The organism is Rhodococcus daqingensis, from assembly GCF_042665615.1.
Taxonomy (GTDB): Bacteria; Actinomycetota; Actinomycetes; order Mycobacteriales; family Mycobacteriaceae; genus Rhodococcus_G; species Rhodococcus_G daqingensis.
Map to the genome: position 1 here is coordinate 452,438 of NZ_JBHTCS010000017.1, position 21,846 is coordinate 474,283.

General features: G+C 70.4%; 21 protein-coding genes. 7 read left to right on the plus strand and 14 right to left on the minus strand.

The features are described from left to right. Positions 1 to 10 precede the first annotated feature (10 nt). On the plus strand, positions 11 to 2,068 hold the full coding sequence (locus ACFQS9_RS16205; protein WP_378406397.1) for a prolyl oligopeptidase family serine peptidase: 2,058 nt from the start codon (positions 11 to 13) through the stop codon (positions 2,066 to 2,068). Here ACFQS9_RS16205 and ACFQS9_RS16210 read toward each other — a convergent pair. Continuing rightward, a complete protein-coding gene (locus tag ACFQS9_RS16210) occupies positions 2,037 to 4,445 on the minus strand; it encodes a protein kinase domain-containing protein (protein WP_378406399.1) in 2,409 nt (802 codons plus the stop codon). The two genes, ACFQS9_RS16205 and ACFQS9_RS16210, sit on opposite strands and share 32 nt — an antisense overlap. Before the next feature lie 131 nt (positions 4,446 to 4,576). Next, positions 4,577 to 5,410 (minus strand): alpha/beta hydrolase family protein, encoded by an 834-nt coding sequence (locus ACFQS9_RS16215; protein ID WP_378406401.1) that lies wholly within the window; start codon positions 5,408 to 5,410, stop codon positions 4,577 to 4,579. Positions 5,411 to 5,455: 45 nt separating this feature from the next. Here ACFQS9_RS16215 and ACFQS9_RS16220 point away from each other — a divergent pair, with 45 nt between their 5' ends. Then, on the plus strand, positions 5,456 to 6,568 hold the full coding sequence (locus ACFQS9_RS16220; RefSeq protein ID WP_378406403.1) for an N-formylglutamate amidohydrolase: 1,113 nt from the start codon (positions 5,456 to 5,458) through the stop codon (positions 6,566 to 6,568). Between the two features lie 10 nt (positions 6,569 to 6,578). Here ACFQS9_RS16220 and ACFQS9_RS16225 read toward each other — a convergent pair whose 3' ends face one another. Then, positions 6,579 to 7,916, minus strand: a complete 1,338-nt coding sequence (locus ACFQS9_RS16225; protein ID WP_378406404.1) for an anaerobic C4-dicarboxylate transporter — start codon at positions 7,914 to 7,916, stop codon at positions 6,579 to 6,581. 346 nt (positions 7,917 to 8,262) lie between these two features. Here ACFQS9_RS16225 and ACFQS9_RS16230 point away from each other — a divergent pair, with 346 nt between their 5' ends. Then, positions 8,263 to 8,691: a phage holin family protein gene (locus ACFQS9_RS16230; RefSeq protein WP_378406405.1), complete on the plus strand. Its 429-nt coding sequence runs from the start codon at positions 8,263 to 8,265 to the stop codon at positions 8,689 to 8,691. A gap of 113 nt (positions 8,692 to 8,804) precedes the next feature. On the opposite strand, the gene ACFQS9_RS16235 is transcribed toward ACFQS9_RS16230, so the two are convergent. From ACFQS9_RS16235 to ACFQS9_RS16275, 9 genes are all read right to left on the minus strand, one after another. Further along, positions 8,805 to 9,833: an alpha/beta hydrolase gene (locus ACFQS9_RS16235; protein ID WP_378406407.1), complete on the minus strand. Its 1,029-nt coding sequence runs from the start codon at positions 9,831 to 9,833 to the stop codon at positions 8,805 to 8,807. Between the two features lie 556 nt (positions 9,834 to 10,389). Further along, positions 10,390 to 12,015 (minus strand): chaperonin GroEL, encoded by a 1,626-nt coding sequence (groL, locus tag ACFQS9_RS16240; RefSeq protein ID WP_378406409.1) that lies wholly within the window; start codon positions 12,013 to 12,015, stop codon positions 10,390 to 10,392. Positions 12,016 to 12,257: 242 nt separating this feature from the next. Beyond that, complete coding sequence (locus ACFQS9_RS16245) at positions 12,258 to 12,773, minus strand: DUF6764 family protein (RefSeq protein WP_378406411.1); 516 nt, start codon at positions 12,771 to 12,773, stop codon at positions 12,258 to 12,260. Positions 12,774 to 12,903: 130 nt separating this feature from the next. After that, a complete protein-coding gene (locus ACFQS9_RS16250) occupies positions 12,904 to 13,686 on the minus strand; it encodes an HAD-IIA family hydrolase (RefSeq protein WP_378406413.1) in 783 nt (260 codons plus the stop codon). Between the two features lie 3 nt (positions 13,687 to 13,689). Beyond that, on the minus strand, positions 13,690 to 14,466 hold the full coding sequence (locus tag ACFQS9_RS16255) for a methyltransferase domain-containing protein (RefSeq protein WP_378406415.1): 777 nt from the start codon (positions 14,464 to 14,466) through the stop codon (positions 13,690 to 13,692). A 49-nt stretch (positions 14,467 to 14,515) separates the two neighbouring features. Further along, positions 14,516 to 14,863, minus strand: a complete 348-nt coding sequence (locus tag ACFQS9_RS16260; protein WP_378406417.1) for a UBP-type zinc finger domain-containing protein — start codon at positions 14,861 to 14,863, stop codon at positions 14,516 to 14,518. Positions 14,864 to 14,919: 56 nt separating this feature from the next. Then, positions 14,920 to 15,921, minus strand: coding sequence for an SdpI family protein (locus tag ACFQS9_RS16265; RefSeq protein ID WP_378406419.1), 1,002 nt, complete (start codon positions 15,919 to 15,921; stop codon positions 14,920 to 14,922). After that, positions 15,918 to 16,268, minus strand: a complete 351-nt coding sequence (locus ACFQS9_RS16270) for a GntR family transcriptional regulator (protein WP_378406421.1) — start codon at positions 16,266 to 16,268, stop codon at positions 15,918 to 15,920. The genes ACFQS9_RS16265 and ACFQS9_RS16270 overlap by 4 nt, the downstream gene beginning before the upstream one ends. A 118-nt stretch (positions 16,269 to 16,386) precedes the next feature. Continuing rightward, on the minus strand, positions 16,387 to 16,545 hold the full coding sequence (locus ACFQS9_RS16275; protein WP_378406423.1) for a hypothetical protein: 159 nt from the start codon (positions 16,543 to 16,545) through the stop codon (positions 16,387 to 16,389). A 202-nt stretch (positions 16,546 to 16,747) separates the two neighbouring features. Here ACFQS9_RS16275 and ACFQS9_RS16280 point away from each other — a divergent pair, with 202 nt between their 5' ends. Continuing rightward, the gene (locus ACFQS9_RS16280) at positions 16,748 to 17,908 is read left to right on the plus strand and encodes a PQQ-dependent sugar dehydrogenase (RefSeq protein WP_378406550.1); all 1,161 of its coding nucleotides are present in this window, start codon (positions 16,748 to 16,750) and stop codon (positions 17,906 to 17,908) included. A 73-nt stretch (positions 17,909 to 17,981) separates the two neighbouring features. Further along, complete coding sequence (locus ACFQS9_RS16285) at positions 17,982 to 18,449, plus strand: SRPBCC family protein (RefSeq protein ID WP_378406424.1); 468 nt, start codon at positions 17,982 to 17,984, stop codon at positions 18,447 to 18,449. Between the two features lie 3 nt (positions 18,450 to 18,452). Here the strand turns inward: ACFQS9_RS16285 and ACFQS9_RS16290 are convergent, their stop codons facing one another. Together ACFQS9_RS16290 and ACFQS9_RS16295 are read right to left on the minus strand one after the other, a co-directional pair. Further along, positions 18,453 to 19,211: an ankyrin repeat domain-containing protein gene (locus ACFQS9_RS16290; RefSeq protein ID WP_378406426.1), complete on the minus strand. Its 759-nt coding sequence runs from the start codon at positions 19,209 to 19,211 to the stop codon at positions 18,453 to 18,455. Beyond that, positions 19,208 to 19,798 (minus strand): GlcG/HbpS family heme-binding protein, encoded by a 591-nt coding sequence (locus tag ACFQS9_RS16295; RefSeq protein ID WP_378406428.1) that lies wholly within the window; start codon positions 19,796 to 19,798, stop codon positions 19,208 to 19,210. Before ACFQS9_RS16295 ends, ACFQS9_RS16290 begins: the two co-directional genes overlap by 4 nt. 217 nt (positions 19,799 to 20,015) lie before the next feature. Here ACFQS9_RS16295 and ACFQS9_RS16300 point away from each other — a divergent pair, with 217 nt between their 5' ends. Both ACFQS9_RS16300 and ACFQS9_RS16305 read left to right on the plus strand, forming a co-directional pair. After that, entirely contained in the window at positions 20,016 to 21,206 is a 1,191-nt protein-coding gene (locus tag ACFQS9_RS16300; protein WP_378406430.1) for a sensor histidine kinase, read from the plus strand. Then, the gene (locus ACFQS9_RS16305; RefSeq protein ID WP_378406432.1) at positions 21,203 to 21,829 is read left to right on the plus strand and encodes a response regulator; all 627 of its coding nucleotides are present in this window, start codon (positions 21,203 to 21,205) and stop codon (positions 21,827 to 21,829) included. The genes ACFQS9_RS16300 and ACFQS9_RS16305 overlap by 4 nt, the downstream gene beginning before the upstream one ends. The last annotated feature ends 17 nt before the right edge of the window (positions 21,830 to 21,846 follow it).

The following is a 21,846-nucleotide window of genomic DNA, read 5'->3' on the forward strand; positions in this document are numbered from 1 at the left end:
TCAATAAACAATGGCTTCCGACCTGCACGACCCCTACCTCTGGCTCGAAGACGTCACCGCCGAGCCCGCGCTGGACTGGGTGCGCGAACGCAACGGCCGCACCACCGGTGATTTCACCGACAACGCCGGGTTCGAGGACCTGCAGGCACGGATCCGGGCGGTGTTCGACACCGATGCCCGCATCCCGTACGTCCGGCTCCGGGGCAAGTACCTCTACAACTTCTGGCGCGACTCCGAGCACGTCCGCGGACTCTGGCGGCGTACGACGATGGACGAGTACCGCACCGACTCCCCGAACTGGGAGGTGCTGGTCGACGTCGACGAACTCGCCGAACGCGACGGCGAGAACTGGGTGTGGTCCGGCGCGCAGGTGCTGCGGCCCGGCCAGGAGCGGGCGCTGATCAGCCTGTCGCGGGGCGGCGCCGATGCGACGGTGACCCGCGAGTTCGATCTCGAGCGACGCCGTTTCCTCGAGCCTGCCGACGGCGGGTACTTCCTGCCCGAGGCCAAGACCGACATCGGCTGGATCGACGCGGACACGGCGTACGTCGGCACCGACATCGGGCCGGGGTCGCTCACCGATTCCGGGTACCCGCGGATCGCCAAGCGCTGGACCCGCGGCACCGACATCGCCGACGCCGTCACCGTCTTCGAGGGCGAGCAGACCGACGTCGCGGTGTCGGCCTGGTACGACCGCACCCCCGGGTTCGAGCGCAGTTTCGTCGAGCGGTCCATCGACTTCTACAACTCCCGGCGCTTCCAGCTGATGGACGACGGCAGCCTGGTCCGGATCGAGACGCCCGAGGACGCCGGCGTCTCCGTGCACCGGGACTGGCTGCTGATCCGCACCAGGTCCGCCTGGTCCGTCGACGGGCACGAGTACCCGGCCGGCACCCTGCTGGCCGCCCGGTACGAGGACTATCTCGCCGGATCTCGCGACCTGACGGTGCTTTTCGCGCCCGACGCCCACACCTCGCTCGAGCAGTACGTGTGGACCCGCAACCACCTGCTGCTGGTGACGCTGTCCGACGTGCAGACCAGGCTGCGGGTGCGGACGCCGGCGCCCCGCGGCTGGACGGACGTGCCCCTCGAGGGGATCTCCGAGCTCACCACCACCGACGTCCTCGACGTGGACCCGGTCGAGGGCGACGAGTTCTTCCTCAACTCGAGCGGGTACCTCACGCCCGCGACGCTGCTGCACGGCACGGTCGGCGAGCCGATCGAGGTGCTCAAGCAGGCGCCGTCGTTCTTCGACGCGGACCCGCTCACGGTCGCTCAGTACTTCGCGGTGTCCGAGGACGGCACCCGGATCCCCTACTTCGTGGTGCGTGGGAACCAGACGGGTCGCTCGGCGGGCTCCGCTCCCGCCGGCCCGGGACCGACCCTGCTGTACGGCTACGGCGGTTTCGAGAACTCGATGACCCCGGCGTACAGCGGGGCGACCGGCCTGGCCTGGCTCGAGCGCGGCGGCACCTATGTGGTCGCCAACATCCGCGGCGGCGGCGAGTACGGGCCCGAGTGGCACACGCAGGCACTGAAGGCCGGACGGCACAAGGTGTTCGAGGACTTCGCCGCCGTCGCGCGGGACCTCGTCGAGCGCGGGATCACCACCCCCGCCCAGCTGGGCGCCCAGGGCGGCAGCAACGGCGGGCTGCTGATGGGTGTGATGCTCACCCGGTACCCGGAACTGTTCGGTGCGATCGTCTGCCAGGTTCCGCTGCTGGACATGCGCCGGTATCACCTGCTGCTGGCAGGCGCGTCCTGGATGGCCGAGTACGGCGACCCCGACGACCCCGACGAATGGGAGTTCATCTCCCGGTACTCGCCGTACCAGAACACCGATGCGGAGGCGTCGTATCCGCCGGTCCTGATCGCGACGTCGACGCGGGACGACCGGGTGCATCCCGGCCACGCCAGGAAGATGGCCGCGCGACTCGAGGAGCAAGGGCACCGCATCTGGTACTACGAGAACATCGAGGGCGGCCACGGCGGCGCCTCCGACAACGCCCAGTTGGCGTTCAAGACGGCGCTGACCTTCACCTTCCTGTGGGCACAGCTGGCGGGCTGACCTGGGGCTCGCGTCGCGGTGTCTGAACGGACTCCGGGGCGTCGATGTCGGCGGCGTATCCGCGCGAGCCGCCCAGCGACACCACCCGGGTGAGGGCGCGCAGATCACCCTCGACCCACCGGAACAGCTGGTATACCCCGATGAACGCGAGGATGCCGCCGATGCACAGGGCGCGGACGGTCGCGTTGACGGCGTTGCCGGGCTCGGCCCCGACGAAGCTGAGCCCGGCGACACCCACGAGCGGAACCGACGCCGCCACCGCGAGGTAGCGCGTGATGCTCCGGCCGAGCGACCGCAGGTCGCGACCGTCGGCGCTGCCGATCTCGCCGTGCGACAACAGGATCGGGTACACGCAACGCACCGCATAGAACGTCAGGATGAAGAACGGGTACGCGACGGCCACCGCACCACAGACCGCGAGCGAGGCGATCAGGTGCGAGTACGCATGCGACGGGATGCCGCCCGCCGCGGCCTGCAGCGCGATCGGGTAGGCGACGCCTGCGACCACCCACAACACGAAGGCGACGACCACGGCGCGGTGGCCCAGGTTCAGCGTCGCGGTCCGCGCCCGAGCCAGGGTCTCGGGTTCGTACCGCCGACCCCTGCGCAGACCGCGCGGCACGCTCAGCGCGAGCCGACACCAGTAGAGGATCAGGAACGCGCCGAGGGGGAACGCCAGCCCACCGACCAACAGGTGGACCTGCTCGAGATGGTCCTGGGCCTCGGGTGAGAGGTCGGAGATGATCAGCACCCTGTTGTAGTAGTAGTTGTAGCCCGCGGCCAGCAGGTTCGGGATGCCGATCGCGGCCAGCAGGATCGGGAGCGACCACCGCGACAGCGTCGACCGCCAGCTGCCCGGCCGCGGATCGACGAGGTCGCGGGCGTGCGGGTCCAGGCAGAGCGCGAACTGCCGCGCCAGCTTGCGGCCGCTCGACCAGCGGTCGGCGGGCTCGAAGGCGAGCGAGGTCATCAGGACGCGACGCAGGGCGGCCGGGCAGTCGGCCGGCAGCCGGGTCCTGGCCGCCGGATCGACACCGCGACGCCGGATCGCGAGCACGTCGCCGGGCGAGGCCTGCGGCCCGCCCGCGGGGGCGTCCTCGAACGGCCGGACCCCGGTCAGCAGCTCCCACAGCATCACCCCGAGCGCGTAGATGTCGCTGCGGGTGTCGACCGGCGCCGCGCCAGCGGCCCACTCCGGGGACACCGCGGCCAGCTGCTCGGGCGCCATGTAGGCGACCGACCCGCCGACGAAGCCGGACCGGCCCGCCGGGTCGACGCTGTCGCTGGAGCTGACGTTGAAATCCGCGAGCTTCGGGACACCCTCGACGCTGAGCAACACGTTGGCCGGCTTGATGTCGCGGTGCAACACGCCGTGGGCGCACGCGTATTCGAGCGCGTCGGCCAGTCGCATGCCGATCCACGCGACGGTCTCCGGCCAGGACAGGGCCGCGATCTCGGCGCGCACGCTCGACTCGCTCGGCCGGACCTCCCCCTTGCGCGCGAGGACCTTGTCGATCGACTCGATCAGCAGTTGACCGCTGCGCAGCTCCGGCGGGGTGGCGCGGACGAGCTTGACCACGTCGAGCAGCGTGCCGCCCGGCACGTACTCCATCACCAGCACCCGCACCTGCCGGTCCTCGAACAGCCGCTGATCGAAGACCCGGACGATGTACGGGTGGTCGAGCTGGGCGAGGGTCTGCGGCTCGGTGCCGACGTTGCGCGAGATCTTCAGCGCCACCGGGCGCTGCATCGACAGCTGCCTGGCCAGGAACACGCGGGCGAACGCGCCGTGACCGAGCTCGGCCACGAGCTCGAAGTCGTCCAGCTGCTGCCCGGCCGCGAACTCGGTGTTCTCGGGCAGCTCGATCGGGACGGGCGCGCCGCGGTGCCCCGGCAGATCGTGCTCGAGCAGCCATTCGAATCGATCGGCCTGCAGTGGGAAGCCGATCAGGTACTCGCTCGGTTCGACGCCCGCCCCGCTGGCGCGCCGCACCCGGAACTCCTCGTACACCAGCTCGGGGGGCAGCGGCTCCGCGAGCAGTTCGGGGAACTCGCGGCAGTAGTCAGCGATCCGTTTCGGCTGGCCACCGCGCAACCACCGGTACTCGAGGTCGACCATGATCAGGTCGATCAGTGCCGCGCGCCGGATCGCCGCCGCGTCCGGGAGGTAGTCCGTCAGGTCGGACGGGGACCTCGTCGTCTCCCAGTCGGCGACCAGGCGACGGACGCCCGTGTCGACGACGAGCCCCGATTCCGGGTGTGTGCCGGTCGTGTCCGATCCGATCGAGCTCCCGTGCAGGGCGGTATCGGGAGCCACCTGCGTCAGCGGCCCGCTGGCGATCGTCTCATCACTCGTGGGGCGAACGGGTTCATCCATGGCGGATCGGTTCCGAGCCGACCGCACGGTGCGGCCGGGTCTAGGTGATCACATCAAGGGTATCCCCGCCGAGTGTGCAGTTACGGGTACATCGCGCGAGTGGGACGGACCGCAGGTGCACGCTCGGCGGGTCAGGCGCGGTCGTGCAGCCACTCCACGATCCGGCCGACGGTGCTGTCCGGGCTGCGGATCCAGCCGTTGTGGCCCAGCGGCTCCGGCTGATGCCAGGTGGTCAGGTCCGCCTTCGGCATCTTCGCGATCAGGTTCTTGATCGCCTGCCGCGGTGCCAGGTCGTCGTCCTCCATGGAGATCGACAGCACAGGCAGCGTCAGCCGGCCGATCCGCTCCTCGTAGTCGATGTCGGCTCCCGTGGGTTCGATGCTGCCGGTGCGCGCGAACCTGGACCAGTCCCCGATCAGCACCTTCGACTGCCTGCCGAACCCCCCGACGTCCAAGCGGTCCCCCGGCCAGAACCCGGCGACGTTCGCCGTCACCGACATCGCCGCCGACCCGGCCAGCAGCGCCGCGCCGCGCACCACCCCGTGCCCGCGGTGGTACGGGGAACCCGACGCCACCAGGATCAGGCCGCCGAGCTTTCCCCTGGCCCTGGCCGCATACATCAACCCCAGCTGCCCGCCCATGCTGTGACCGAGCAGGTACGGGGTGCTGTCCGGGAACCGCTCGCGGGCGACCTCGAAGACCGCCGGATAGTCGACGGACGCCAGTTCCTGGTACCCGTAGCTGCTGTCGGCTCCCGGCCGGGGCCTGCTGTCACCCTGCCCGCGGAGCTCACCGATCGCCGCGTTGAATCCCTGCGCGACAAGCGCCTCGGCGACCGGATCGTAGAACCCTCCCGGCACGCCGAGGCCCGGGAAGATCACCACCACCGGCGCCGCCTCCCGGCCTGCGAACAGCCGTACCGCGATGGTGGTGCCGTCGGGCATCTGGATCGGAATGGTGTCCACGGTCCAATACTCTCTCGCCGCGGCGCCTGCCGATAGGGTTCGGACATGGCAACCGCTGATCCGCTGTTCCTGCCCGCCGGCAAAGTGTTCGCCCCGGACGACCTGATCTTCTATGCGGACCGAGGACGCCGCAGCCTCGACCAGGCGCTCGCCGACGCCGATCTGCTTGTCAGCTGCCCACATTCGGGGGCGGCCATCCCCGAGGAACTCGGCGAGTTCCTCGCGCCCGAGTTCACCCGCCGGCTGCAGTTCGACTTCACCGACTGTTCCACCAGCCCGGTGGTGCGCCGCTGGGCGGAGATCGACCCCCGCATCGTCTACGTGGAGAACCCGCACCCCCGGCTGGTGCGCGACCCGAACCGTGCACGGCCCGAGGACCTGTACGCCACCCTGCGTGAGGCGTTCGCTCGGGTCCGCGCCGCCGGTCCCGGGAACAGGGCCGACCTGACCGGAGTCGACGCGATCCGCCCGGTGACGTTCTCCTTCTACCCGCTGCTGCGCGAGCCCACCGACGACGCGGGCCTGCGCCGACTCGCCGACGCCTTCGCCGAGGTCGCCTCCCGCGGGCTCGACGTCTACGAGCGGACCCGGGACGACCTCATCGAGCGGATGGTGGCGCTCGCCTTCGAGCGCGCCGAGAAGTCCACGGGGCCCGTCGAGTTCACCACGCTCTCCTTCCACGACACGATGAACCACACCACCACCCGCGACGGCGCGGTGAACGTCGAGCGAGCCGAGGCCGACCGGTTGCCCGACGTCGTGGCGTTGTCGAACCGCGGCGATGATCAGGGTGATCCCCGCGGCGACAACCCGGTGAGCATGGCCCCGCAGGCGGTCCGCGCGCTGGCCCAGGCGCACCGGGCGGGCTTCGAGGTGGCCGACCCGGCCGCCGTCATGCTGAACCAGCCGTACCTGGGCAGCCACGAGATCATCACCGCGGGTGCGCGATTCCGCGAACTCGGGCCTCGGTCCGCCGCTGCGGGGGTGGCGCTCGGCGCGGTCCAGGCGGAGTTCCGGCGCGAGTTCCTGCTCGGCCCCGACCTCACCGCCGAACTGATGCGGCCTGGCGTGGACTGGCCCGAGCCGGACTCGACCCGGGTGGACATGCTCGCCCATGCGTGCAAGGCCAGCTGGGACAGCTACCGAACCCGCCGATAGCCGACCGGGGTCAGCCCAGGATGACCCCGAACACCGCGCCGGCCGCGATGGTGGTGATGGCCAACACGATCGTCGGGATGAAGAAGGAGTGGTCGACCAGCTTGGTGCCGAGCTTGGTGCTGCCCGACTCGTCGAAGTTGGCGGCCGCGATCTGTGATCCGTTGGTGGGCAACAGGTAGATGCCGGCGAAGGCGCCCGCCCACATGCCGGTGAGCAGCCCGGGGGCCAGCCCCGCCGCCAGGCCGATCGGCACGATCGTCCGGGTCGCGGTCGACTGGCTGGTGGTGAGGACACAGACCAGGAAGACACCGAGCGCGAAGATCCACGGCGCTGCGTTGACCCAGTCGCCGACGGTGTTGGTGATCAGCTCCTGGTGGGCGCTGATGAAGGTGTCGGTGAGCCAGGCGAGACCGAACAGCGCGATGGCCGAGACCATGCCGGCCTTGAAAACCGTGGACGTCGGCACGTCCGCGACGTTCGGGCGGCTGACGAGCAGGATCAGGGTGCCGACCAGGAACATGATCATCTCGATGATCGGGGTCATGCCCATCGGCGAACCGTCGGCCGATTCCGGGCGAATCTCCTTGAACAGACCGAAAACCACGATCGCCGCGACGCCGAACAGGAAGATCAGGGCAGCGCTGCGCCCCTGGGTCGTCGACTTGAGCTCAACCGCACCGGGACCACCGGCGACGGGCGCCGCCAGCTCGCCGGAGGCGATGCGCGCCTGGATCTCCGGATCCTCGGAGAGGTTCTTGCCCAACCGGTTCACCACGATCGAGGACAGCACGATGCCGACGATCGCGGCGGGCAGCGTGATCTTGATGATGTCGATCAGCTCGAAGTTGTACGGCTCGACATCGGTGAGGGTGACCATCGCGGCCATCGCCGCCGAGACCGGGCTACAGGCCAGGGCCACACCGGTCGCCACGACGGAGAGCGAGAGCGGGCGCGAGGGCCGAACGCCGTTGCGGTACGACGCGTCGTAGATGACGGGCAGCAGCGGGTACAGGATGTTCGACGTGCCCGCGCCGACCGCGAACAGGAACGAGACCAGCGGTGCTATCAGCGTGATCTGCTTGGGGCGCTTGGCGATCAGGTTCGCCGCGATCGTCACCATCCAGTCGATGCCGCCCGCCGCCTGCATCATCGACGACGCCAGCACGACCGACAGGATGATCAGCAGCGCATCGACCGGCGGACTGCCCACGTCCTCCCGGAACACGAAGACCAGCACCGCCACGCCCGCGCCACCCCACAAGCCAAGTGCCACACCGCTGGAGCGGGTGCCCATGACGATGGCGCCGAGCACAACGATCAGTTCCAGGATGATCTTTACCGCATCCACGCAGGTCCACCTTGTCTATCCACGGAGACGTTTGTTGTGTCAAACACTGGTTCCGGTGATGCTACGGCGCGCCGACGGATTCGGTGGGACCTCCCACCGAGGCCGGGCCGGTCAGTCCCCCAACGAGTCTCGCGCCCGGCAGACGATGCGCGGATCCGGGTCGAACTCGGTCCGTCGCGGACGGTAACGGCCGCGCTCGTCGGCGTGGTGTCGTCCAGATGAACGCTTTCACCGGGTTCCGCGATTTCACCTGATCCAATAACAGATGGATAACGTAGGTGCATCAATCAATTGAATCGACAACGAAAGCCCGATCGCACCGGCCGCCGAAGCTCATCCTGGCGACATGACCACCTCGAGTTCGACTCCGGCAAAGCTCTGGGTTCCCCGCATCCTGACCGCGCTGGTCGCGAACGGCATCGTCCTGTGGATCGCCGATCTCGTCCTCGGCCGGTTCCACATCTCCTACCCACTGTGGTTCATCGTCGGCACGATCCTGTTCACTCTGGCCACCCTGTTCGTCAAGCCGATCGTCGCCGGCCTGCTCAGCAGCGTGCCGGGCCTGAGGGCGTACACGTGGGTCGTCAACCTGATCGCGACCTACGTCGTCCTGCTCATCGTGGTGCTGCTGACGAACGACTTCCAGATCCGGGGCTTCTGGACCTGGGTGTGGGCGACGCTGATCATCTGGATCGGCTCGGTCGTCTACGACGAGTTCGACGACAAGCTCGAGTCGAGCGTGTCGTCGGGCCTGCACAAGGCGTCCGGCAACTAGTTCGGCCGAGTGCCTCGCCGGGGGCACACCCAGCCCCCGACGACAAGACGGCGCCGACCCCGCGTACTCCGCGGGATCGGCGCCGTTGTCGTCGCTGAAGATTGCCGGGGCTGCTACAGCCCGATCGACGCGGCCAGCATCGGCCACGACTTGTGCAGGTCGTCCTGCCAGTAGCCCCACGAGTGGGTGCCGTTCGGCCGGAAGTCGACGACGGCCGGGATGCCGAGCTCACCGAGCCGCTTGGACAGGTTGTTGGTGCAGAGCAGGGTCGCGCCCTCGATGGCACCGCCGAGCAGCACCTGGTTGGCGAGGCCGGAGACGCCGCCGGTCTTCTCCAGGGTGTCGTGCTGTCCGGGCAGGCCGTTGCCGGTGGAGATGTACAGCTGGGTCCCGCGCAGCTTCTCGGCGTTGACGACCGGGTCGTTCTTCACCCAGGCCGCGTCGTTCTTCGGTCCCCACATGTTCTCGACCTTGGCGCCGCCCCGCGACTCGACGACCATCTTGATGTAGGCCCGGCCGGGCTCGGTGCTGGTCTCGGCACACCCGCTGTAGGTGGCGACGCTCTTGTAGAGACCCGGGGACTCGATCGCCAGGTTGAGCACCGAGGTGCCGGACATGGAGATGGCCGCGATCGAGTTCACGCCGTTGGCCTTGAACTCGGAGTCGATCAGCGGCGGCAGCTCCTTGGTCAGGAACGTCGTCCACTTGTTGCGGCCCAGCTTCGGGTCGTCCTTCTGCCAGTCGGTGTAGTAGCTGAAGGCACCACCGACGGGGGTCACCACGTTCACGTTCTTGTCCGCGAAGAACGTCGCGACGTCCGAGCGTCGCTGCCAGGTGGCCGAGTCCTCGCCGCCGCCCGCGCCGTTGAGCAGGTACAGGGTCGGCCGCGGCTCGCTCGTGTCCATCGGGCGCTGCACCTTGACCGGGATGGTCTTGTCCATCGCCGCCGAGTACACGTACGCGGTCACCTGACGCCCGCTGCCGTCAACCCGCTCGATCTTCGAGCCGGTCGAGGCGGACTGCTCACCGGCGGGTGCCGCGGAGGCAACCGCGCCGGCGCCAACCAGGGGAAGGATCATCAGGGCCGCTGCGGCCGCTGCCAGCCGCGCCGTGCGGGCGCCGGATCGACGAAGCTTGCTCATGTGTGGTGCACCTGACTGTCAAGGGGCCGAGATCGGTGGGTGTTCGGTACTTCTCTACAGAACGGGGGTCCACGCGCAGGTACGCATGGACCCTCGGCTTGCTGCGGGTGATCATACGGAAGCACAGCGCTCCCGCGTTCAGCGATCCCGCGCGGACAGTGTCACCCGGAATACGTTCGACTGTCTCCGGAATCGCGAAACTGACGCGGGCTCGTGCCCCGACAGGACAGCGGCCGGACTCCGCAGGGGGTCCGGCCGCCGCCTCGGGGGATCAGCTGAACTTGCTCAGCAGCTGGTAGAGCTCGAAGAGCGAGATGATGGTGCTGATGGAACCCATGTGATCCTCCAGAGAATTGACCTACCGCAGAAACTGCGTGTGACCCCTCGCCACAGACAGTGACGATAATGGACCGAGCGTCCAGATCGGTGACCTACGTTGGTCGTCCGGATGAACACTGCGTTTCCGCGCCGGGGACACGCACGAGCGAGGCCCGGGCACCCTGTTGGTGACCCGGGCCTCGCTGCGTGGAACTGGTGCGCCGTGGGTGGCTGTGGACTAGAAGTCCATGCCGCCCATGCCGCCGGTCGGATCGCCCACGGGCGCTCCGGCCTTCTCCGGCTTGTCGGCGACGACGGCCTCGGTGGTGAGGAACAGGGCCGCGATCGAGGCCGCGTTCTGCAGCGCCGAGCGGGTGACCTTGACCGGGTCGTTGATGCCGGCTTCGAGCAGGTCGCCGTACTCGTTGGTCGCGGCGTTGAGGCCGTGGCCTGCGGGCAGGTTGCGAACCTTCTCCGCGACGACGCCGGGCTCGAGGCCGGCGTTGAACGCGATCTGCTTGAGCGGAGCCTCCAGGGCGACGCGAACGATGTTCGCACCGGTGGCCTCGTCACCCTCGAGCTTCAGGTCGTCCAGGGCGGGAGCGGACTGCAGCAGGGCCACGCCACCACCGGCGACGATGCCCTCCTCGACGGCAGCCTTGGCGTTGCGCACGGCATCTTCGATGCGGTGCTTGCGCTCCTTGAGCTCGACCTCGGTCGCGGCACCCGCCTTGATGACGGCGACGCCACCGGCCAGCTTGGCCAGGCGCTCCTGCAGCTTCTCGCGGTCGTAGTCCGAATCCGAGGACTCGATCTCGGCGCGGATCTGGCTGACGCGACCGGCGATGGCGTCGGCGTCGCCGGCACCCTCGACGATGGTGGTCTCGTCCTTGCTGACGACGACCTTGCGGGCGCGGCCGAGCAGCTCGAGTCCGGCGGTCTCCAGGGAGAGGCCGACCTCTTCGCTGATGACCTCGCCACCGGTGAGGATGGCGATGTCGGCGAGCTGCGCCTTGCGGCGGTCACCGAAGCCGGGGGCCTTGACGGCGACCGACTTGAAGGTGCCACGGATCTTGTTGACCACCAGGGTGGACAGGGCCTCGCCCTCGACGTCCTCCGCGATGATGACCAGCGGCTTGCCGGACTGGATGACCTTCTCCAGCAGCGGCAGCAGGTCCTTGACCGTGGAGATCTTGGAGCTCACGAGCAGGATGTAGGCGTCCTCGAGGACCGCTTCCTGACGCTCGGCGTCGGTCGCGAAGTACAGCGAGATGAAGCCCTTGTCGAAGCGCATGCCCTCGGTGAGCTCGAGCTGCAGGCCGAAGGTGTTGGACTCCTCGACCGTGATGACGCCTTCCTTGCCGACCTTGTCCATGGCCTCGGCGATGAGCTCACCGATGGACGAGTCGCCCGCCGAGATACCGGCGGTGGCAGCGATCTGCTCCTTGGTCTCGACCTCCTTGGCGGTGTCGAGCAGGCGGGCGGTGACGGCCTCGACGGCCTTCTCGATGCCACGCTTGAGGCCGAGCGGGTTGGCGCCGGCCGCGACGTTGCGGAGACCCTCACGAACGAGAGCCTGGGCGAGCACGGTGGCGGTGGTGGTTCCGTCGCCGGCGACGTCGTCGGTCTTCTTGGCGACCTCCTTGACCAGCTCGGCGCCGATCTTCTCGTAGGGGTCCTCGAGCTCGATCTCCTTGGCGATGGAGACACCATCGTTGGTGATCGTGGGGGCGCCCCACTTCTTCTCCAGGACGACGTTGCGACCCTTGGGTCCCAGCGTCACCTTGACTGCGTCGGCGAGGCTGTTCAGGCCACGCTCGAGGCCGCGACGTGCCTCTTCGTCGAACGCGATGATCTTGGCCATTGCGAAGTGATCCTCCGGATTGGGGTGACACACAAGGCGACCGCTCGTCGGGTCGTCTCATAGCGCAGGGGGACCGTGTGCGATCCACCCATGCCATCGGCCAGGCTCGGCGCCCGCGACGGACGACCAGGGGTGTCGATGGGATCCCGATCTCACCGTCCCGACCTGGCACTCACATGGCGCGAGTGCCAAGTGCATTTTTAGCACTCAGGGGTGGCGAGTGCAAGGTCGGGACGGGCCGGTCAGCGCAGCGCGCAGACGGCGCCGGTGTTCAGGTTCACGGCGAAGGACAGCGGGCCGACGCAGTTGACGCCGGACGCCTCCGCCTTGGCGCCCGAACCCCAGCCCGCCACCGCGATGGTGGTGTTGCCGTTCGAGGCGTTCGAGTGCGAGATCCCGCCGCCGAGGGCGAAGGCGTGGGCGACTCCCGCGCCGCGCGAGGAACTGAGCGCGACACCGAAACCGGTGGCGACGCTGTTCGCGGAGCCGCCGTTCGCCACGCTCACCGCGGTCCCGCTGTCCATCGCGGTCGCGCCCGCGTTGCCGACGGTCGCGGTGGCGCCGCAACTCGCGTCACCGATGACCCTGATGTCGTTCGCCGACGGCGGCGAGACGCAGTCGACCTGCGCGGCGGACGCGACGCCGGACCCGGCCACCGCCATGCCGCCCGCGATCGCGATGCCGACCGCCAGACTCGCGCCCGCGCGGGTGATCGACGGAATGAGGGTGTGGACGCGGGGCTTGAGCTGAATCGACACGGAACTCCTCGAAAGCAGAACGAACGGATACGGACGCGACGGTACCCAAGACTCGCCCGGCAACGACCGGTTCGACAGATCTCGATTCGGCACCGGTTTCCCGCGGGCCGATGGGGCGGCCCCGGCGGCCTCAGTCCCGCAGCTCGGTGAGTAGTTCGGGAAGGTCCGCGACCGAGCCGAGCACATGCCCGGGGGCGGTCTCGGCCGCCTCGAGCACGGACTGCCGGAACTTGCCGGTGCGCACCAGCACCCCGACGAATCCGGCGCGCTGGGCCGCCAGCACGTCGTTCTCGAGATCGTCGCCGATCATCACCGTCCGCTCGGGGTGGGTGCCCATCAACCCGGCGGCCGCCAGGAACCCGGTCGGAGAGGGCTTGCCGACCACGGTGATGCGGGCGTTGCCCGCCGCCTCCAGCCCCGGCAGGTAGGCCCCGGTGTCGATGCGGATACCCTCCGCGGTGGCCCAGGTCAGTCCGCCCTGCATCGCGACCACCGGCACCCCGTCGAGCATCAACTCCACCACCCGGCTCAGCGCGGCGTGGTCGAACTCGGGCCCGGCCCCGCCGAGCACCACCACCTCCGGCCGGTCGGCGTCGAACTCGATGCCCGTCATGTCCCCGGCGATGTCGCCGTGATTGATCAGCAGGCAGCGCTGCCCCGGGTGCGCCGAGCGAAGGTGCTCGGCGGTGAGCGCGGCGGCCGTGACGATCTCGTCCGGGTCCACCGCCATGCCGCAGTCGCGCAGGGCCGCCGCGATCTCGGCCCGCGTCCTGGAGGTGGTGTTGGTGAGGAAGGCGCGCTCGAGCCCACGGTCGCGGACGGCGGCGAGCGCCGCCGCGGCGCCCGCGAGCGGTTGCCAGGAGGTGACCAGCACCCCGTCGATGTCGAACAGAACGCCCTCGACCGCGGCCACGGTTCACGCCCCCGGCTTCTCCGCGACCACGAAGGTCCGGAGGAAGGGGAAGACCGTTCCGAACGGGCCGCGCGGATACGCCTGCCGCAGGCGGGCCCCGTACTCCGCCTCGAAGTCCGCCGTCTCGGCGGCGGACAGCCGATCCAGAACCGGACGCAATCCGGTCCCGCGAACCCACTCCAGCACGGGATCGGGCCCCGGCAGCAGGTGCTGGTACTCGGTCCGCCAGGTCGCGACCCGCAGGCCGGCGCCCAGCAGCAACTCCAGGTACTCCGCCGGCTCGGCCACCGGGCCGTCGTGGCGTAGCACCCCACCGAGTCGTTCGCGCCACCGCGGCGACTCGGCGATCTCGCGCATCAACCGGTGCGAGGGCGAGCCGAAGTTCGCGGGTACCTGGAAGGCGAGCCAGCCGCCGGGGTTGAGCTCGGCCGCCCACCTCGCCAGCAACTCGCGGTGCGACGGCACCCATTGCAGCAGGGCGTTGCTCACCAGCACGTCGACCCCCGCGGCGGAGAAGTCCTCCGCGCCGCCCAGCGCGAACTCGACGCGTCCGTGGCGGTGGGCGCCGACGGCCTCGGCGATCATCTCCGGCGACGAGTCGATGCCGAGCACGCCGGCGCCCGGCCACCGCTCGGCCAGCGTCACGGTCATCGTGCCCGGCCCACAGCCGAGGTCGACGACCCGCCGCGGGTCGAGGGCACCGACCTGACCGACCAGATCGAAGAACGGCCGACGTCGCTCCGCCCCGAACAGCGAGTACTGCGCCGGATCCCACCGCACCGCACCCGCGGACCGCGGGGCCCCGCGGTCCGGGTCGGGTCGGCCGGCGCTAATGGACGTGGTCCTGCCAGTCCGCGGGCACCCGGCCGGCCGGGCCCGGGACCGGCTGGTCGACCGGGTGGTGCCGCGGCGGGGCCAGCTCGGGCCCGTCGTACATCTGCTCGGTCTGGAAGTTCCAGTACCAGTCCTCGCCCGGCTCGAAGCTCTGGATGAACGGGTGCCCGGTCGCCGCCGCGTGCGCGGTCGCGTGCTGCCCCGGCGAGGTGTCGCAGCACCCGATGTGCCCGCACTGGGCGCATCGACGCAGGTGCACCCACCAGCCGCCGCCCGCGTCGCAGTCCGCGCAGCCGGGCCCGCTCGGCGCGACGTCCGGATCGATCCCGGCAATCTCGGTCATCGTGATCCTCCCGTGCGCTGCGACGTTCGGTCCTGCGATCGAGTATGCCGCGAAGCTCAGCGACGCGCGCGCCCCCGGGCGGCGAGGGCGTTGAGCACGGCCGCGGCCTGCTCGGCGCCGTCGACGGTGACCGTGAGCCGGGAACCGTCACCCCGCGTGATGCGCAGCGCGGGACCGGGCCGGACGATCAGCCCGGTCCCGCCGGGGCCGACCCGGTAGCCGAAGCCCCCGAACTTGTTCAGCACGCCGACCATGACGACGTCGGCCTCGGCGATCTCGTCGAGCGGGATGCGGAGCGGTCTTCCGGTGATCGGGGTCCGCGCCGCCAGTCCCGCGGCGTCCGCCGTGACCCGGACCGGTGCGAGCAGCAGGGCCATCAACACCGCCGAGATCGCGGCGACCACGAGCACGAGGACGACCGAGCCCGATCCGAAGGCGAGAAGACCCGTCACCACCACGGCGGGGACCACGCCGATCACGACGGCGGGCCAGGGCGGCATCGAGGCCGATCCGGACCAGGCGACCTTCTCGCCCTCGGCCAGGTCGATGCGCGGCGCGTCCTCGCGGGGCGGTCGGGACGCGGTGGCCGGCCCCGGCGCGGGCACGGTCGCGTAGCCGACCGCGGCCGCCGCCAGGCCGGCGATCGCCGCCAGCGCCATCCACCAGCCGCCCAGCGCGGCGTCGGCGGCATCGGCCAGGCCACGCTGGGGTGCCATGAGCGCCACCGGGAGGACCGCAACGAAGGCGCCGGTGCCCGCTCCCACCGCCGCCCCGACCCGCGCGGCCCGCAGGTCCCGCCGGGTCAGCAGGACCAGCACCAGGCACAACCCGGCCGCGAACGCGGGACCGACCAGCGGGGACCACCACGCGGAGTCGAGGGAGGCGAAACGGTCGGCGGCGCCGCCGGGACCGAAGTGCACGGCCACCGGGTCCGGCAGCTCCCCGGCCCACCTCCCGATCAGGGTCACCGCGCCCAGCGCGGCGAGGGTGGGCGGCAGCAGCGTTCCGGCGAGGGCCCGGAACCAGCCGACCCTGGGGAATGAGCTCGACGTGGTCAATGCATCTCCTTTGCGACGAGTGCGGTGAGTTCGGTGGCGCCCATGCCGATCCGGCGGGCCTCCGCGACCAGGTCGCGGAGGGCCTCCTGCAGCCGGCCGCGGGTGGCCGCGTCGGCCGTGACCACCGCTCCCCGCCCGCGCCGCAGTTCGATCAGGCCCTCGTCGCGCAGCAGTTGATAGCCGCGCAGCACGGTGTGGACGTTGAGGTCGAGCGAGGTCGCCAGGTCGCGCGCCACCGGCAGCCGTTCACCCGGCGCGGCGTCGCCGGCGGCGATGGCCCTGCGCACGCTCGAGGCGACCTGTTCGTACAGCGGTTCCGCCGCGGTCTGGTCGATTCGTATCAGCACGAGTTCATTCTATTGTTCTAGTTCCAATAGAACAACTTGTACAGGCGGAAGTGCACCTACCTGCGCATCCGCCGAAAGGGAGTGACGGGGACTGCGCACTCGGCGCCGGGGCAGGCGGTCAGAACCGGCCGCGCTCGACGTCCTCCCGCTCGCCGTCGGTCAGCAATCGCTCGAGCTTCTCGTCCGGCCAGGACTTGGGGCGCCCCTTCATCCGCGCCGATTCGAGAATCGGGATGGACTCATGTCGCACATGATGGAGAACCACTGGGATCTTCACGACGGATCACTCCGGTGTCTGCCTCGTTCAAACGTTGCGTGGATACCCTTTTCATCGTCCATCATCCACCCGGCATTACGGCGAAATCCACCCCCGGGGGTCACCTGTCGGCCATGCGATCGGCGCACGCCGGACCGACGGGTTCCCCGCGGGCGATACCCTGGAAACAGCCCCTGCACTGCACCTGCTGAGCCGGAGGTGAATCGTGCGCGCCCTGCCCGCCGCCCTGGCGCTCGTCCTGCTCGTCGCCGGCTGCGCGACGGCCTCCGACCCCGCCGCCCCCGAGGGCTCCGAGCCGGCCACCACCGCCGTTGTCGCATCCGACCCACCCGCGGTCGAGGTGACCGAACTCCTGACCGGACTGGACAAACCGTGGGACGTCGCGGTCGCGCCGGACGGCACCATCCTGACCGGGCAGCGAAGCGGCGGGTTCGTGGCGAGGAGGCCCGACGGCTCGGTCACCGAACCGAGCGCCGACCTCTCGGACCTGCGCGTCAGGTCAGAGACCGGCCTCATGGGCCTCGCACTGGACCCGGGGTTCGCGGACAACCGCAAGCTGTACACCTGCCAGGGATACGAGCGCGACGACACCCGCGACGTGCGGGTGCTGTCGTGGAACGTGAACGAGGACTGGACCGCGCTCACCCGGACCGGCGTCGTGCTGTCCGGCCTGCCGAGCACGGGCGGACGGCACGCCGGCTGCCGGATCCTCCCGGCACCGGACGGCACCCTGTTCGTCGGCACCGGCGACGCCACCCTGCCCACGGTCCCCCAGGACCCCGGTTCGCTGGGCGGCAAGGTGCTGCACATCGACACCGACGGATCCCCCGCTGCCGGGAACCCCGATCCCGCCAGTCCCGTCTACACCCTCGGGCACCGCAACGTGCAGGGACTCAGCTTCCGACCCGGCAGCGGACAGCTGTACTCGGTGGAACAGGGCACCCACCTCGACGACGAGGTGAACCGGCTCGTGCCGGCAGGCAACTACGGCTGGCGCCCCGACCTCGAACCCGGCCGGTACATCGAGGCGGCACCGATGACCGACCCGGACCGGGTGCCCGGAGCGATCCCCGCCGTGTGGAGCTCCGGATACCCGACCCTCGCCACCGCCAGCGGCTCGTTTCTCCTCGGCCCCGGCTGGGGCGAGTGGTCGGGCGCGCTGGCGGTCGGGACCCAGCAGGGCGCGAAGATCCTGCTCCTGGGGCTCACCCCGGACGGGCTCGGGGTCGAGCGGCAGGCCTCACTGCTCGAGGGGCAATACGGCCGGATTCGCACCGTCAGCGGGCAGCCGGACGGCACACTGCTCGTCACCACCGACAACGGCGGCGACGACGTCGTGCTCCGGCTGACGCCGCGGCCTTGACGAACGCCCGCAATCCGGCAAAATACCCGTAACGCCGCGTTGCACTAATCCTCGAAGAACCGGAGAAGACACAGTGACGAACACCCTCGAAGCGAGCATCCAGATCGACGCACCCCCCGCCGCGGTGTGGGCGGTGGTCTCCGACCTCAAGCGAATGGGCGAATGGAGCCCGCAGTGCCGACGGATGCACGTCTTCGGCGAGGTCACCCACGGCACCAAGACGTTCAACCTGAACAAGAAGGGCCTGCTGGTCTGGCCGACCACCGCGAAGGTCGTCCGCTTCGAGCCGAACAAGGCCATCGCCTGGCGGGTCCTGGAGAACCACACCATCTGGACCTACGCGCTCGAGGCCACCGGGACCGGCACCCGCGTCACCGAGCGCCGCGAGGCGCCGACCGGGACCACCAAGATCTCGAGCTTCCTCATCGACAAGATGATGGGCGGCACCGCCGATTTCGAGATCGACATGATCGCCGGCATGAACACCACCCTCGCCCGGATCAAGTCGACCGTGGAGTCGAAGGCCGGGGCGCGGGCCTGACCGTCAGCGTTGTCCCCGCAGGAGCGCCGCGACCTCGTGTTGGTCGCGGCGTTCCGCGTTCTCCAGCGCGGTCCGGCCGTCCGCGTCCTCGATCGAGGGATCGGCACCGGCCTCGAGCAGTTGGGTGATCACGTCCACGTACCGAGCCGACCCGTCGCCGTAGACGACGGCCTCGAGCATCGCGGTCCAGCCCGGTTCGTTGACGTGATCGACCGGCACGCCCGCCCGGATCAACGTCCGCACCGTCGAGGTGTACCCGTGCTCGGACGCCGGGATCAGCGCGGTCCCGCCGTACCGGTTGAGCGAGGTCACGTCCGCGCCGTGCGCCAGGGTCAGCGCCAGGATCTCGTCGTATCCCTCGGCACCCGCGTACAGGAATGCCGAGTCCTCGATGTCGTCCTTGGCGTTCACGTCGGCGCCCGCCTCGACGAGGACCCGGGCCGCGTTCACCGAGTTCGACTTCGCCGCGGCCACGAGCGGGGTCCGCCCGCCGTCGCCGCGGGCCTCGAGCGCGGCACCGAGGGACAGCGCCGCGCGCACCGCGTCGGCGTCGTCGGCTCTGACGGCCCCGAACAGCCTCTGCTCGAGCTCCGGGGTCGAGATCGGCGGCGCCGCGGGTGACGGAGCGGGCACCGATGCGACCGCCGATGCGGTGGTCGGGGCCGCTGCCGCGGGCGCGCCGACCACCTCATCCTGGCCGGAGCAGGCGAGGCACGCGGTGGCCGTCGCGGCGAGGACGGCGGCGGTCAGCGCGGTTCTCACTGCAGCGATCCGGCGATGGCGGCCAGACCCGCCGCGGCGCATGCCTGGTCGGCCATGCCGTCCGGGGCCCCACCCACACCGATGCCCGCGATGGAGGCGTTGCCCGCCTTCACGCTGACGCCGCCCGGCAGGAACAGGGTGCCGTCGATATCCGCGACGGTGGCGCCGTCACCCTTGGCGCGTCCGGCCAGGTCGCTGGTGTTGGCGCCGAAAGCCGCCGCCGTGTAACCCTTCTGGCGCGCCGCCTCGACGGTGTGCTGGGCCGCGTTGTCGCCGCGCAGCATCGCCTGCACGTTGCCGTTGCGGTCCACCACGGACACGGTGACGAAGCCGAGCCCGTCGGCCTGGCACTTCGCGAGCGCGGCCTGCGCGGCCTTGCCCGCGGCCCCGACCGTCAGCCGGTTCGCGGGCGCCGTGCCCTTGGCCTCCTGGTCGCCGGGAGCCTGGGCGACGGCCGCGGCGGTGGTGACCGGGGTGGCCGAGGCCGCCTTCTCCTCGATGCCGCTGCCGCACGCGGCGGTGGCGAGGATGGCGGCCAGCGGGACGGCGACGGCGAGGGCCTTGGGCAGTCGGCGGGAGAGGTTCATCTGGGGCCTTTCGGTAGCGGCTTCATCGACGGTGCGCGTGTCTCACCCCGATCGGGGTTCCGGTCACACACGGTCCGGGCTGACGGATTCCAGACTCGTCGCCGGGCCCACCCGCCCGCATCGGGCGCACGTCTGCCACCCGATCAGCCGTGCGGAGGCGAGGAGATCATCCGAATGGCCGATCCGGCGGCGGCGCCCGCTCCGTAGGATCGAGCCGATGTCCAGTCCTGTCAGCGCCCGCGGCGACCAGATCCCGGCCGACCGGGACTTCCGCGGACCGATCGACGTCGCGATCCACGTCTCGTTCTACGTGCTGCTGGCGACCTCGACCGCCCGGTACCTGACCTATCACGGCGTCAGCGGCCGATTCGTCATCGTCGCGGCCCTGATCGTCACGCTGGCCGCGCTGTACGCGGTGACCGTGCTCCTGTCCCGCCGCGCGTCCGCCTGGCAACCCTGGGTGTGGCCGGTACTGACCACCTGGGCGGTGCTGGTGTGGTTGGCACCGAGCTTTGCGTGGTGCGCGTTCCCGATGTTCTTCCTCTGCACCCGCGCGTTCTCGAACAGGACCGCGTACCTGATCGTCGCGGCGCTCGCCGTGGTCACCAGCATCGCCTTCTTCAACTTCAGCGGCCGCACCGAGTGGGCCGTGCTGATCGGCCCGATCTGCACCGGCGCCCTCGTCGTGATCGCGTACAGCCAGATCGAACGGGACAGCCGCGAGCGGGTCCGACTGCTCGAGCAGGTCGCCGAGGCGAAGTCGCGGCTCGCCGAGACCGAGCGGGCCGCGGGTGTGCTGTCCGAGCGCGAACGCCTCGCCCGCGAGATCCACGACACCGTCACCCAGGGCCTGACCAGCAGCCTGCTGCACCTCGAGGCCGCGGATCTGGCCTGGGACCAGCCGCAGTCACCCGCGCGCGAGGAGGTCCGGATCGCCACCGCGTCACTGCGCGAGAACCTCGCGGAGACGCGGAACCTGGTGCACTACCTCGCCTCCCCCAACCTCGAGACGCAGACGCTGGACGTGGCCCTGCTCAGCGCCGCGCGCGGCCACTTCCCGGCGGCGCAGCTGCGGGTGATCGGGACACCGGTTCCACTGCCCGCGGAGGTCGGTCACGCGCTGCTGAGGATCACCCAGAGCGCGGCCTCGAACGTGGCGCGGCACGCGGACGCGCAGACTCTGGGGGTGACCCTGACCTACCTGCCCGCCGCGGTGGCCCTCGACGTGTTCGACGACGGGCGCGGCTTCGCGGCCGACGCCGTCGGCGACCACTCCCCCGCGGGCGGGTTCGGACTCCGCGCCATGCGGCAGCGGGTGGCGGCGCTCGGCGGCACGCTCACCGTGGAGAGCGCCCCCGGCGAGGGCACCGTCGTCGCCGCTCAGATCCCCTACGGGAGCGACCGATGACCGCGATCACGGTGATGCTGGTCGACGACCATCTGGTGGTCCGGGCCGGCCTGCGCGCCCTGCTGGACTCGCAGCCCGACATCGAGGTGGTCGGCGAGGCCGACTCCGGCGAACAGGCCGTGGTCATGGCCGGCGAACTCGCCCCGCGGCTGGTGATGATGGACCTCGCGCTCGGCGAGGGCATCGACGGTGTCGAGGCGATCCGCCGGATCCGCGCGGCCGACCCCGCACCGCCGGTGCTGGTGTTCACCACCTACGACACCGACGCCGACGTGGTGCGGGCCATCGACGCGGGCGCCATCGGCTACCTGCTCAAGGACTCGGCGCCGCAGGAGATCTTCGCCGCCATCCGCGGGGCGGTCGCGGGGCAGAGCGTACTGTCGCCGCCGGTGGCGTCGCGGTTGCTGCACCAGATGCGGCGTCCCGACGAGGCGCTCACCGCGCGCGAGGCCGAACTGCTCACCCTGCTCGCCGAGGGCCTGACCAACAAGGAACTCGGCAAGCGGCTGTTCATCAGCGAGGCCACCGTCAAGACGCACCTCGCGCACATCTACGCGAAGCTGGGCGTGGACACCAGGGCGGCGGCGGTGTCGGTCGCGTTGCGCCGCGACGGGATTCGCTGACGGCCCACTGTCGGTGG

What these genes read in the sequence shown, in the direction of transcription:
- ACFQS9_RS16235 (WP_378406407.1), bottom strand. Translation starts at nt 9,833, where the DNA reads ATGAGCAAGCTTCGTCGATCCGGCGCCCGCACGGCGCGGCTGGCAGCG.
- groL (WP_378406409.1), bottom strand. Translation starts at nt 12,015, where the DNA reads ATGGCCAAGATCATCGCGTTCGACGAAGAGGCACGTCGCGGCCTCGAG.
- ACFQS9_RS16305 (WP_378406432.1), top strand. Translation starts at nt 21,203, where the DNA reads ATGACCGCGATCACGGTGATGCTGGTCGACGACCATCTGGTGGTCCGG.
- ACFQS9_RS16295 (WP_378406428.1), bottom strand. Translation starts at nt 19,798, where the DNA reads ATGAACCTCTCCCGCCGACTGCCCAAGGCCCTCGCCGTCGCCGTCCCG.
- ACFQS9_RS16230 (WP_378406405.1), top strand. Translation starts at nt 8,263, where the DNA reads ATGACCACCTCGAGTTCGACTCCGGCAAAGCTCTGGGTTCCCCGCATC.
- ACFQS9_RS16300 (WP_378406430.1), top strand. Translation starts at nt 20,016, where the DNA reads ATGTCCAGTCCTGTCAGCGCCCGCGGCGACCAGATCCCGGCCGACCGG.
- ACFQS9_RS16210 (WP_378406399.1), bottom strand. Translation starts at nt 4,445, where the DNA reads ATGGATGAACCCGTTCGCCCCACGAGTGATGAGACGATCGCCAGCGGG.
- ACFQS9_RS16220 (WP_378406403.1), top strand. Translation starts at nt 5,456, where the DNA reads ATGGCAACCGCTGATCCGCTGTTCCTGCCCGCCGGCAAAGTGTTCGCC.
- ACFQS9_RS16205 (WP_378406397.1), top strand. Translation starts at nt 11, where the DNA reads ATGGCTTCCGACCTGCACGACCCCTACCTCTGGCTCGAAGACGTCACC.
- ACFQS9_RS16260 (WP_378406417.1), bottom strand. Translation starts at nt 14,863, where the DNA reads ATGACCGAGATTGCCGGGATCGATCCGGACGTCGCGCCGAGCGGGCCC.